This window comes from Peptostreptococcus sp., from assembly GCF_036639115.1.
In the GTDB taxonomy this organism is placed as follows: domain Bacteria; phylum Bacillota; class Clostridia; order Peptostreptococcales; family Peptostreptococcaceae; genus Peptostreptococcus.
The window spans coordinates 568,796-581,076 of the sequence record NZ_JAVWJH010000001.1 but is presented as its reverse complement, the minus strand read 5'-3'; the positions used below and the strand labels follow the sequence as shown (position 1 = coordinate 581,076).

At 31.3% G+C, this 12,281-nt stretch carries 10 protein-coding genes and 1 other annotated feature; all 10 genes read right to left on the bottom strand.

Features of this window, described 5'->3' with window-relative positions:
• Window positions 1-120: 120 nt before the first annotated feature.
• Window positions 121-726, bottom strand: a complete 606-nt coding sequence (gene zapA / locus RR561_RS02385; RefSeq protein WP_332505821.1) for a cell division protein ZapA — start codon at window positions 724-726, stop codon at window positions 121-123.
• Between the two features lie 191 nt (window positions 727-917).
• Window positions 918-3,314, bottom strand: a complete 2,397-nt coding sequence (pheT, locus tag RR561_RS02380; RefSeq protein WP_332505820.1) for a phenylalanine--tRNA ligase subunit beta — start codon at window positions 3,312-3,314, stop codon at window positions 918-920.
• 17 nt (window positions 3,315-3,331) lie between these two features.
• Window positions 3,332-4,363 (bottom strand): phenylalanine--tRNA ligase subunit alpha, encoded by a 1,032-nt coding sequence (gene pheS, locus RR561_RS02375; protein ID WP_332505819.1) that lies wholly within the window; start codon window positions 4,361-4,363, stop codon window positions 3,332-3,334.
• Between the two features lie 109 nt (window positions 4,364-4,472).
• Window positions 4,473-4,690 (bottom strand) — a binding site (T-box leader).
• 134 nt (window positions 4,691-4,824) lie between these two features.
• Window positions 4,825-5,607 (bottom strand): TrmH family RNA methyltransferase, encoded by a 783-nt coding sequence (locus tag RR561_RS02370; protein ID WP_332505818.1) that lies wholly within the window; start codon window positions 5,605-5,607, stop codon window positions 4,825-4,827.
• A gap of 25 nt (window positions 5,608-5,632) precedes the next feature.
• Entirely contained in the window at window positions 5,633-6,298 is a 666-nt protein-coding gene (locus RR561_RS02365) for a potassium channel family protein (RefSeq protein WP_332505817.1), read from the bottom strand.
• A gap of 70 nt (window positions 6,299-6,368) precedes the next feature.
• On the bottom strand, window positions 6,369-7,742 hold the full coding sequence (locus RR561_RS02360; RefSeq protein WP_332505816.1) for a TrkH family potassium uptake protein: 1,374 nt from the start codon (window positions 7,740-7,742) through the stop codon (window positions 6,369-6,371).
• 359 nt (window positions 7,743-8,101) lie between these two features.
• Window positions 8,102-10,372 carry an LTA synthase family protein gene (locus RR561_RS02355; protein WP_332505815.1) on the bottom strand — a complete coding sequence of 757 codons (2,271 nt, stop codon included), beginning with the start codon at window positions 10,370-10,372 and terminating at the stop codon, window positions 8,102-8,104.
• Between the two features lie 16 nt (window positions 10,373-10,388).
• A complete protein-coding gene (locus RR561_RS02350; RefSeq protein WP_332505814.1) occupies window positions 10,389-11,345 on the bottom strand; it encodes a cell wall-binding repeat-containing protein in 957 nt (318 codons plus the stop codon).
• Between the two features lie 259 nt (window positions 11,346-11,604).
• Window positions 11,605-11,748 carry a six-cysteine ranthipeptide SCIFF gene (gene scfA, locus RR561_RS02345; protein WP_106776293.1) on the bottom strand — a complete coding sequence of 48 codons (144 nt, stop codon included), beginning with the start codon at window positions 11,746-11,748 and terminating at the stop codon, window positions 11,605-11,607.
• A 79-nt stretch (window positions 11,749-11,827) separates the two neighbouring features.
• Complete coding sequence (gene yajC, locus RR561_RS02340; protein WP_332505813.1) at window positions 11,828-12,148, bottom strand: preprotein translocase subunit YajC; 321 nt, start codon at window positions 12,146-12,148, stop codon at window positions 11,828-11,830.
• Between the last annotated feature and the right edge of the window lie 133 nt (window positions 12,149-12,281).

Sequence of the window (12,281 nt, the reverse complement as noted above, 5' to 3'; positions counted from 1 at the left end):
TGCTTTTGCTTTTGCTTTTGCTTTTGCTTTTGCTTTTGCTTTTGCTTTTGCTTTTAATAAATTATATAAAATTTCAAAGAGGACTACAAATATTTGTACTGTAGTCCTCCTTTTTCAAACTTATTTTTCATTGTTTTTCTCATTTTTTAATTCTTCATAGTTTAGCTGAAGATTATATGCCTTATTTTGAAATTCAGTTGCCATACTTTCAGCTACAGCTACCTTCTTTTCCATATCTTTCACTTTCATCTCCAAAGACTTTATCTTTTTTTCTGATTCTTCATCAGACTCTTTAGATACTTTTGTTTTTGCTTGGTCTTTAGATTTTTTAAGTGTTTCATTTTCTTTATCTTTCTTTTCTATTGCATTTTCTAATTCTTTAATCTTTCTTTCCAGATCCTTCGCATTTTTTTCTGCATCTGCCAATTTTGCAAGCACAGAATCAAATTCTTTTTCTACATCTTCTGTTGTAGAATGATATCCATCTTTTAAGGAATCTATTCTAGTTTGTAACTCATCAATTTTCTTTTGACCCTCAAATAGTTGGTCTACAATATTTACCGAAGTCAATATTGTTGCGTCAACCTTATTTAATTTTGGAGCCGATTCTCTTACCTTACTTAGCTTATTGTCAATATACTTAGCTACTTTGACAATTTCCGCCTCTTCTCTGTCTCCTACTATCTGATATTCCACACCATCAATTGTCACACTAACTTTTTTCATTCGTATTCACCTCGTTGTAATTATCAATTCTATTATATCATAAAGAGATTTATAATTCTATATTTTATTAAATCAAAAAGTTGCTGACATCCTTATATTCCAATATGTCAGCAACTCCTTATATTATATTTCACTTATAAATAATTTTATTTAAAATAATAGATTTTAAAACTTGTTTATTTATAAAAATTTTATTGTTCTCTTAGTTTTGCATCTAACTTTTCTTCTAATTCCTTTAATATATTATCATGTACACTTGCTATATCGGAGTCAGTTAAAGTTCTATCCAAGCTTCTATACACTATAGAATAGGCAATAGACTTGTAGCCATCTTCAATTTGATCTCCCTTATATACATCAAATAGCTCGCAAGCATCTACCAAACCTTCTCCATTATTTTTAATAATAGATTCAATTTGTGCTACCTCAACGCTATCATCTACTAATAGTGCTATATCTCTTGTGATAGATGGATATTTTGGTAGTGGCTTAAATACTATTGTAGAATCTGAAAGTTTATATGCCTCATCCAAATTAATTTCTGCCATATAAATTCTCTTTGATATTCCATAATTTTCTTGAACTAGTGGATGTATTTCTCCTATTGTAGCCAAATGTACGCCATTTGCTACTATATTTGCACATCTACCTGGATGGAATGATGTATTATTTGAGTCTGCAATATACTCGTGTTCTAGCAAACCGCTTCTATCAAAGATTTTTTCTACTATGCCTTTTAGTTTAAAGAAGTCTGCATCATCGCCACAAAGACCTATACATATACGAGTTTCTTCTACTCCTGCCATATCTTCTGGTGTGAAAACATGTCCACACTCAAATATCGATACTTTTTCTACCTTACGAGATGTATTTGTATATATTACGTCTAACATATTTGGTATCATTGTAGTTCTCATTATAGATGTATCTTCACCTAAAGGATTAATCAATTTTACTACGTCTCTTAGTTTAGAATCCTTTGGAACTCTTATCTTATCTAGACCTTTAGGGCTAACAAATGAATAAGTTAGAGTTTCGTATAGACCACATGCTATAGCAGTATCTTTTATTTTATCTATATACTTTTGCTTATCACTTTTTATTCCAGCTGTAGTGTTTCCTTTTAATTGAACTGAAGGTATATTTTCAAATCCATATATTCTTGCTATTTCTTCAAATATATCTGCTTCTTGTTGTATATCTAATCTAAAGCTTGGAATCTCTAATACTAGTTCATCTTCACTAATTAAATTACACTTAAATTCTAGATCCTCTAATATTTTACAGAATCTATCCATTTCTATATCTATACCTATTCTCTTGTTTATTTTTCTAGGGCTAACTGTCAAAATTTGTTTTTCTTGCTTAACTGGATTGACATCTACTACACCATTCATGACTTTTCCAGCTCCCAACATTTCAATCAATTGAGCAGCTCTTTCCATTGCTATTTCAGCAGTAGCTATGGCAATCCCCTTTTCAAATCTTGAAGACGATTCACTTCTAAGTCCAAGTGTTTTAGACGTTCTTCTTATATTTTCAGAATCAAAAGATGCAGTTTCTAACATTATTTCCTTAGTGTCACCCTTTACTCCAGACTCTTCTCCGCCCATAATACCAGCTATGCTAAGATTTTTTTCGCCATTTGTGATCATAAGCATTGTAGAATCCAATTTTCTCTCTTGTTCATCAAGAGTTATAAAAGTATCTCCATCTTTTGCATTTTTAACAACTATTGTATTGTTTTCTATCTCTCTCATATCAAATGCATGCATTGGTTGACCAAGCTCTAACATCACATAATTTGTAATATCCACAATATTATTTATAGGTCTAACACCTGACTCGATCAATCTTCTTTGCATCCAGTAAGGAGATTTTTCAATTTTTACATCTGTTATTCTTCTAGCCATGTATCTTTGACAAAGTTCAGGATTTTCAATACTTATACTGACATCATTTTGAATGTCTGACTCTTCCTTTACGTCAATCTTTGGATACTTTACATCTTTATCTAGAGTAACTGCCGCTTCTCTTGCTATACCTATCATACATCTACAGTCTGGTCTATTTGAAGTAAGCTCAAAATCTATAATAGCATCATTTAGACCCAATACTTCTCTAATATCTTGACCTGGAGTGTATTCTTTTTCCATATCCAATATAAATATACCATCTCTTTTATATTCTTCAATGTATTTTTCGTCTATTCCTAATTCTTTTGAAGAACACATCATTCCGTTTGACTCTATTCCTCTAAGCACACCATTGTATATTTCTACTCCACCAGGAAGTTTGGCACCATCTAATGCCAAAGGAATATAGTCTCCAACTCTTATATTTTTTGCACCTGTCACTATTTGTATAGGATTTTTTTCTCCTACATCTACCTGTGTTACTACCAATTTATCAGCATCTGGATGGGCTTTTATTTCTATGATTTTTGCTACAACTACCTTTGATACATTCTCACCTAAGAATTCAACTGTTTCAGTCTTTGTACCAGTCATAGTCATTTTGTCTCCGAATGCTTGTGCGTCTATATCTATATCTACGTACTCTCTTAACCATTTTAATGAAACTAACATCAATAATACCTCCCTACTTAGAATTCATCCAAAAATCTTATATCATTTTCAAACATAAGTCTTATATCATCTATTCCATACTTTAACATTGCAAGTCTTTCAACACCCATACCTACTGCAAATCCACTGTAAACTTCTGGATCTATTCCACAGTTTTTAAGTACATTTGGATGAACCATACCAGCTCCTAGTATTTCTATCCATCCTTCGCCCTTACATACTGGGCAACCCTTACCTCCGCACTTGAAACAAGTGACATCTATCTCAGCACTTGGTTCCGTGAATGGGAAGTTGTGAGGTCTAAACTTAGTTTTAGTATTTGCACCATATAGCTTATGAACGAAAGTCTCCATAGTTCCCTTAAACTCTGTAAATGTAATATTTTCACCAACTACAAGTACTTCAATCTGATGAAACATAGGTGAATGTGTAGCGTCTGGGCTATCACTTCTAAAACATCTTCCTGGAACTATTATTTTAAGAGGAAGTTCATTGTTTTTTGCAACTTCTCTCATAGTTCTTACCTGAACTGGAGATGTTTGAGTTCTAAGAAGTATATCTTCTGTAATATAAAATGTATCAGACATATCTCTTGAAGGATGGTTCTTTGGTGCATTTAAAGCATCAAAGTTGTTTGTTACCGTCTCTATTTCTGGACCTTCAGCTATAGAGAATCCCATTCCCATAAATATCTCAGTTACTTCATCTATCATCTTGCTTATTATATGCTTTTTGCCTATTTCATATTTTTCTCCAGGCATAGTCACATCTATCTTTTCAAGTTCCAATCTTTTATCCAACATAGAAGATTTTATTGTTTCTTTCTTTTCATTTACAGAATCTGTAATCATCTCTCTTACTTCATTTCCAAGCTTACCCATTACTGGTCTTTCCTCGGCTGACAATTTTCCCATTCCCTTTAGGATTTTAGTTAAATCACCCTTTTTTCCAAGTAGGTCTACTCTTAATTTTTCTACATCTTCCATAGTTTCAGCAGATTTAATTCTATCTTCTGCTAATTTTCTCAACTCTTTTAATTTCTCTTGCATAATTTTCTTCCTTTCTAAATTTTAATGTAAGAACTCTTTTAATAATTTTATATGATTCCTTTTTTCTGAGAATTCTTTTAATTTAAGTAATAAAAAAAGACCTTTCATCCATAGGGACGAAAGGTCTGAAATCGCGGTACCACCCTAATAGTCTATAAAATTTCTATAGACCACTCAAAAGTTTAACGCACATCACGTCTTTACTTACTATTATTTCAGAAAAGCTGCTCCAGAGCGAACTTCCAAAAGTATTACAAATAGCTTTTCAGCAAACAGCTATTCTCTGAGTTGTAATACAAAAGTACTTTTCTCTTTCAAAGCATTTAGTTTATTATTATTTTCATTTATGATAATTAAATTGTTATATTTAATATATCAACCTTGTATGTATTGTATCAAATGTTTTTAAATTTTGCAATGATTTTTTATAGCTATTTCTTAAAAAACATTATTTTTAATCTTTAAAAATTAATTTGATACATTAGCAAAGCTGCTGATACTGCTACATTTAAAGACTCTGCCTTACCTATCATAGGAATTTTGACAAGCACATCAGAATTATCTATCCAAAAGTCTGATATACCGTTGGCTTCATTCCCAACTACTAAAGCTGTCTTATCGGAATAATTTATTTTATTGAAGTAATTATCCGTGTTTAAATAACTAGATACAATATCAACTTCATTTTCTTTTAATATTTCTAAGATATCTTCCTGCTGTGCAGATATTATATCCATATAAAACATAGATCCCATAGCTGATCTTACAACTTTTGGATTGTAAACATCTACGCATCCCTTAGTCATAATTATTATATCAAAACCAGCTGCATCAGCAGTTCTTATAATAGTACCTAGATTACCTGGATCTTGAACTCTATCTAATACAATTACTTTCTTGTGTTTTTCTATATCAAAATCATCAATTGCTATCTCATTCATATTAATTATAGCCACAATACCCTGCGTATTTTCTGTGCTGGATATTTTGCCAAATAAATCATTTGATAAAATAAAACAAGTATTTTCTATGTCAAGACTATCCAATATTTTTTTATTTGATTCTTCTTCTGCAAAATGCTCATTTATAAATATACAATCTATATTTGCTCCATACTGAAGTGCCAACTCTACCGTTCTAAGTCCTTCAGCCAGATATTTTTTTTCTTTATTTCTATACTTTCCTTTTAAAAGAGATTTTGCTATCTTATATCTATCGTTGTCTTTGCTTTTTATAAAAATCATATTTTATTTCCTTAATTATTTTATTTTACCACTTACCTGAAGATACTTTCAAAGCTATACCTTCTATAAGTTTTGAATTTCCAGCTATTACAATTATATCATTTTCTTCAAATACTTTATTTGGATTTGCTGGAACCTCAAATTTATCTCCTCTTTTTATACCTACTACATTTATTGCATACTTCTTCCTTACGCTCAATTCTTTAAGGCTGCTACCAACCCAAGCTAGGGGAACTGTTAATTCAAAGATTGAATGTGTATCATCTAGCTGCATGTAGTCAACTAAATTATCAAAAGTTAAAGCTTTAGATAGTTTTACTCCCATGTCATGTTCAGGGAATACCACTCTATCTGCTCCTATTTTTCTTAAAACGTCAGCCTGAAGTTTATCTGTTGCCTTACTTATAACATATGGAACACCAAGGTCTTTAGCTAAAAGAGTTGCCATAATAGAAGCTCTCAAGTCTGTACCTATACAAACAATAGCAACATCAAAGTTTCTTAGTCCTATATTTCTAAGTGCTGATTCATCTGTAGCGTTTACTATTGCTACATTATCCATAATTTCAGACAGTTGCTGAACCACCTTTTCATCATCATCTATAACCATTACTTCTTGACCTGCTTCTACAAGTGAAGTTGCTAGAGAAGTCCCAAATCTTCCCGCTCCTATTACTATATACTGTTTCATAAAATCCTCCCGAATATATATAATCTTATTCAATATATTAAAACATAAATTAAAAAATCAAAAACTCTTATTATCCTACTAATACCTTGCCCTCAGGATATCTAACATTATCTGGTTCTGGTTCATGTAGGAATATTGTAAATACTGTTAGTGATCCTACACGTCCTGCAAACATTAAAAATACAATCAAAAGTTTTCCAAATAAATTAAGATTGTATGAACCTGCTAGTGATAAACCAACTGTTGCAAAAGCAGATGCAACTTCAAATGCACTTGCCAATAAGTTAAACTTACCTCCTTGAGTAACAGTTAATAAGTAGGTACACGTTACGACGGTCACTACTGCTATAACAAACACGCCCAAAGCTTTTCTAAAAGTGTATTTATTGATACTCTTTTTAAGCACAGTAATTTCATTTTTATCTTTTATAAAAGATTTTACAGCCATTACAATTACAGCTACAGTTGTTGTTTTTATACCACCACCTGTTGAGGCTGGTGACGCACCAATAAACATAAGTATTATCATAATAAATAAGGTTGCTTCTCTTAACTGTGTAAAGTCTATAGTAGTATAACCTGCTGTTCTAGTCGTAACTGACTGGAAAAATGATACCTGGAACTTATCCCAAGTACTCAAATTAGCTAAAGTTCCCTTATTTGTATATTCACCAAAGAAAATTAAAGCTGTACCAGCTAATAATAATATTATAGTAGTAATAATGGCTAATTTTGAACTCAAGTCATAATCTCTAAACTTTCTCTTACTTACTACACACACCATTACACCAAATCCTATACCACCTAGTATAATTAGTGCTGATATAGTAAATACCACAACTGGATTATTATAATAACTCGTTATTGATGTAAATGCTCCCGTAGTTTGGCCCATCAAGTCAAACCCTGCATTACAAAATCCTGATATAGCATGAAATATACTAAATCCAATACCTTTCACCCAACCAAATTGAGGTACAAATACTGTTGATAAAAGTAATGCTCCAATAGCTTCAATAATAAATGTAAATTTAATTACAGTCATTATGAGTCTTACAGAACCAGACAGGTGATTTTGATTCAGTGCTTCTTTAATCAAAATTCTCTGTCTTAAATTAATTTTTTTACCGAAGATAATTGCTATACTGGCACTTATTGCCATAAATCCCAAACCACCTATTTGTATCAAAAGTATGATTACTACTTTACCAAAAATACTCCAGTGTATGCTTGTATCTACAACTATCAATCCAGTAACACATACTGCTGATGTCGCTGTAAACAGACAATCAATAAAACTAGTACTATTACCAGAATTTGTAGCTAGTGGCGTCATCAAAAGTAACGCTCCTAGAAGAATTACCGAACCAAATCCTAGCACCATCATCTGCGCAGGCTTTAACCTATACAAAAATGACGTATACACCTTTTTTGTTTTATCCATTTTCCCCTCCAAATTTCTACACCACATGCGTAAGGAAGCATGTTTAATATATTATTTATCTGTTTATAATTTAGCACAGACACTTTGTGTCTGCGCTAACATGAATATACTATACCTATTTGGAAATATATTCAATATAAATTTGATTTGTTCACGGTTTGATCGATCAATTCTCCAGAACACCATAACATTATACTCCAAAAGATATATGTTGTATAGCTAATTATATTAAGTATAACATAAACGTAACATATTATAAACTTCTTGCAATACACAGGTATGGAAAACGTTTTTCACAACATGTTTAAAAAAGGACTCCCTAGAAATAAAGTTATTTTTATTCCAGAAAGTCCCTTATTTTAAAATTTAAATTTTATTTTATTGGTTTCTTGTATCTTATTATCATTGTTGTCTAATAATTCTAACGATACTTCTTTTTCACCACTATAGAAATTATCATATAGTTTTAGGGTTTTATCATCATAGTAATCGGATTCTACCTTTTTACCGTCTATATATACGGCAGTATTTCGATTAAAACCTTGACCCAATACGAAAAAATCACCATTTCTTTGTTCTACTTTTTCTAACTTTAATTCATTACTAGCTACTTCCATATGAGATTTTTTTGGAATTTCACTGTCTTTTAAAAAGTATTTTTTGCCAAATAAAATATCATATTCTATCAAATGAAGTTTTTCCTGATAGTCTTTATCATCTTTCATATAAGCATGAACCAAATTCATTGGTCCATATGGCTGTCCTGCAATGTCTAATACCATAGTTGAAAGTTGATATGCCTGAAAATCTTTTGGAACATCTATTTTCTTAGGTCCAAAGTTATTTACAATTGTAAATAACGATTTAAACTTATTAACACCTGATTCACCTTTTGTTATAGTGTTTAATGCTGGAAGATGGTCTCCGTAAAACACCAATACAGTAGGTTCTTTACTCTTATTTGTGTCTTCAATCAATTCTCCAACAAAGTCATCCATTTCTTTAACTTGATTTGCATAATATGTGATTTGATTTTGATCTGACTCTGGCAGCTTTGAATCAACTAATTTTATAGGATTTTTTCCCTTCAATTCTTTTGTCGGGTATTTACTATGTCCTTGTGTTGATACTGTAAATACTAAGCTTGCTTTTGTCTCATCATTTTGACTTGCATTTTTCTTCACCATATTATTTCTACTTTCGAGTTGCTCCTCTATATATTTTGCTAGTATATGGTCTTTAGGCCAGTACATAGGAGTATATTCAACATTTGTCATTACGTCTAACGGAACAAACTTTTGAAATCCTAGATTTTCTAAGCCTTTATTTCTATTATAAAACTTTTGATAGTAGTTATGTATAGCAACAGTTTTATAACCATTGTTTTTTAAGTTTGTTGCCATTGATAGAGATGGCTTTTCAGATAGAAATGTCTGGTAAGGAATTTCACCTGGATTTAAATAATCAAAGCTCGATCCAGATAAAACTTCATATTCAGTACGTGCTGTACCACCACCTGTAACAGGAACATCCATCAATCCTGATGTATAATTTTCCATCAACTTTCTCATATTCGGCATAGGATCTTTATTAAATTTTGTACCAGCTAATCTAGTTGGATCCATAAATGCCTCTAATTGCACAAAAATAATGTTTGGTTTTTTGTTATCAGTCAGCTTTACTCTATCGTCTTCGCTTGCTTTTTTATCAAGTTCACTTCTCAACTCTTTCATTTTTTTCTCATTATAACCCTCTGGCTTTTTCCTAATTGCAAATATCGTTTCTCTAAGAAATGAATATGTAAACCCATTTTTTTCAAAAGATGCATTAGGGTTCCAGGCCATTGGGGACATGATTTTGGCAGCACTTAACTGCGGAATAGCTATAATATATATGGCTATAGCTATCAAAAGAGCTATTACATTTTTTTTACCTATAAATCTTTCTTTTTTACCTTCTCTCATAAATAGAAAAATCAATAAGGATATAAATGATATTACCACTAGGCCTATTATTACCTCAAGTCTTAAGCTCAAAAATATACTCGATATTTTTACTGCTTCTTTGATTGAAAATACGTCATAAGGAAATAATGGCATACCTCTTAATACCATCAATATCCCACTTGTAAAAGCCAACGCTATTAAAACAAACGATACTAAGAACCTCACAAATTTCTTTCTTCTAAAAAATATTGTAAAGGAAAAAATTATAAATAGTAGTAGATAGTTTGCAATAAATTGAATTGGATACTCTTTTAAAAACTGAAAAGACTCAAGTATTCCTCTTCTAGATATAGACTCAATTATTATAAGAACCAACAAGGGATATATAAATGCAAATTTCAACTCACTACTTTCCCTCTTCTTATGATATAAGCTTTTTCTTTTCTTATTGACTTTATGCTTTCCACCACGTCTTCTACTAGAAGTCCTATTACTGGAGCTTCTAGTAGAATCTGATTTATTAAAATCTTTCTTTTTTCTACTATCTCTTCTGTTATCAGAAGAAAAACTTATCGTATCTAATGGTGTTTTATTTTCTTTTCTATTAACTGATGTTTTTTCTAAAAGAAGGCTTGCTTCTCCAAAATGAAGTTTGTTTTTTTTATTCCTTCTAATATTTTTCATAGTGATTTTTTAATAATTAATTAGTTGCCGCTGCACATTTTCTTAGTACAGACTCTGGTATACCACCCAGAGATACCAACTCTTTCGCTCCGTTAAGTACATCCTTATTATTATTAGGTCCTACTAGTACAATAGGGCTAATATTTCTTCCAGCTAGAGGCCCACCAGTCAATGCATCTACTAGCTTATATCCATCACTTAAGTAATATCTTGTTGGTGGTTCCTTATAAAATTCGTTAATTACAGCTACATTTGTAAAATATCTATTCTCTCCACTTATTCTGTTTGCTCCTAAAGAACTTACAAGACCTGGAGTTATATTGTTACGTCCACCTATCGCATATATATTTTTAGTTTTTTCAACTATATTTGCACTAGCATTATCTAATGTTTTTCCATTTGTAAGTATAATTGGTTCTCCATCTCTAGCTGCTACTGCAGATATACTCATAGCATCTGCTTCTCCGCCATATCCATTAGCTACAAATACTTTTCCAATAGATCCCTTTACACTCATAATTTCCCTAGCCACATTACTACTTGTTTCAAATCTATTTTTTCCACCGATTCTTTTAACATTAAATCCACCCATGTTTTCATCTCTTAGCTTATGTTCAAGATTCGCACTAATAGAGTTTTCAGATCCGATTATGTAGACATTTTTTGCTATATCAATTCTTAACTGCGTTTCATTTGGGATACTATCCTTATGAACTAATAGAATTGGAGCCTTAATTGCACCAGCTAATCCACTTGCGCTCAAACCATCTGCCAACATATTTCCATCTGCATTTACTAGTATTACGGAATCATAAGATCCCATTTGTCCTGCTATACCACTTGCAGTTGCATATCTATCTTTTCCCTTTATCTGTTGAATAGATTCATATCCAATTGCATTTGCGCTAATTGAAAAACTAGCAACTAAAGTTATGGCCAGAACTGCCGATAATAATTTCTTTTTTATTTTCATAGTTACCTCCTCGTCTTACTACGTTAATTTACAACCTACCTTTTTATATTATAACATCTATAGCTTAAAGAATACTTATATTCAGTAAAAAACTTATATGTTTTTGTTATACGCTTATACTATGATTTTTTTTAAATATTTTTGATTCATAAGATTGCATTTATATATCTATATTGACTTTTTACTATTGATTATTATTTTTAAGACTATAAAATTGTCAAAAAAAAGAAACAGCCCTAAGGGCTGTTTCTTTAGAATACTATCTTTCGCACTCTTGGTTCGCAACTGTACAAGAAGTCTTGCAAGCAGACTGGCAAGAAGTTTGACATTCACCACATCCACCCTTTGCTGCGCTTTCCTTTAAAGTAGCCTTTGAAAGAGTTCTTATATGCTTCTTTTCCATCTTAAATACCCCCATACATAATATATTTGTACATTACATTATATCACATATATAGAATAATTAACAGTATTTTGTCCTACTACTGTTCTATCTTGTCTTCTACTTCTATTGCTTCTTCATCCTTAGCAGCTTTTTCTACAACTCTTCCTATAGCCCACTTTTCAAATGGAACTTTAGTTCTACTAGGACCTAAGTCTAATACTACCTTGTCTTCTTCAACCTTAGCAACCTTGGCTATTATTCCACCAATTGTTACTACTGTATCTCCCTTATCTATTGCATTTCTCATCTCTCTAAGCTTTTGATCTTTCTTCTTCTGTGGTCTTATAAGTATGAAATAGAATACAGCAAACACTGCTACCCATAAAGCTATACTCATTATTAATTGTTTCTGTTGCATTTTAATCCTCCTTGAATACCTATTTAATCTTATAACAAACATTATAAACCAAAAAACGTTTATTTACCACATCATTTTTAAAAAAGTGAAGCTCATTTTTTATAAATGGCTATTTCAGAAAAACAATATGTAT

What these genes read in the sequence shown, in the direction of transcription:
- zapA (WP_332505821.1), bottom strand. Translation starts at nt 726, where the DNA reads ATGAAAAAAGTTAGTGTGACAATTGATGGTGTGGAATATCAGATAGTA.
- pheT (WP_332505820.1), bottom strand. Translation starts at nt 3,314, where the DNA reads ATGTTAGTTTCATTAAAATGGTTAAGAGAGTACGTAGATATAGATATA.
- pheS (WP_332505819.1), bottom strand. Translation starts at nt 4,363, where the DNA reads ATGCAAGAGAAATTAAAAGAGTTGAGAAAATTAGCAGAAGATAGAATT.
- RR561_RS02370 (WP_332505818.1), bottom strand. Translation starts at nt 5,607, where the DNA reads ATGATTTTTATAAAAAGCAAAGACAACGATAGATATAAGATAGCAAAA.
- RR561_RS02365 (WP_332505817.1), bottom strand. Translation starts at nt 6,298, where the DNA reads ATGAAACAGTATATAGTAATAGGAGCGGGAAGATTTGGGACTTCTCTA.
- RR561_RS02360 (WP_332505816.1), bottom strand. Translation starts at nt 7,742, where the DNA reads ATGGATAAAACAAAAAAGGTGTATACGTCATTTTTGTATAGGTTAAAG.
- RR561_RS02355 (WP_332505815.1), bottom strand. Translation starts at nt 10,372, where the DNA reads ATGAAAAATATTAGAAGGAATAAAAAAAACAAACTTCATTTTGGAGAA.
- RR561_RS02350 (WP_332505814.1), bottom strand. Translation starts at nt 11,345, where the DNA reads ATGAAAATAAAAAAGAAATTATTATCGGCAGTTCTGGCCATAACTTTA.
- scfA (WP_106776293.1), bottom strand. Translation starts at nt 11,748, where the DNA reads ATGGAAAAGAAGCATATAAGAACTCTTTCAAAGGCTACTTTAAAGGAA.
- yajC (WP_332505813.1), bottom strand. Translation starts at nt 12,148, where the DNA reads ATGCAACAGAAACAATTAATAATGAGTATAGCTTTATGGGTAGCAGTG.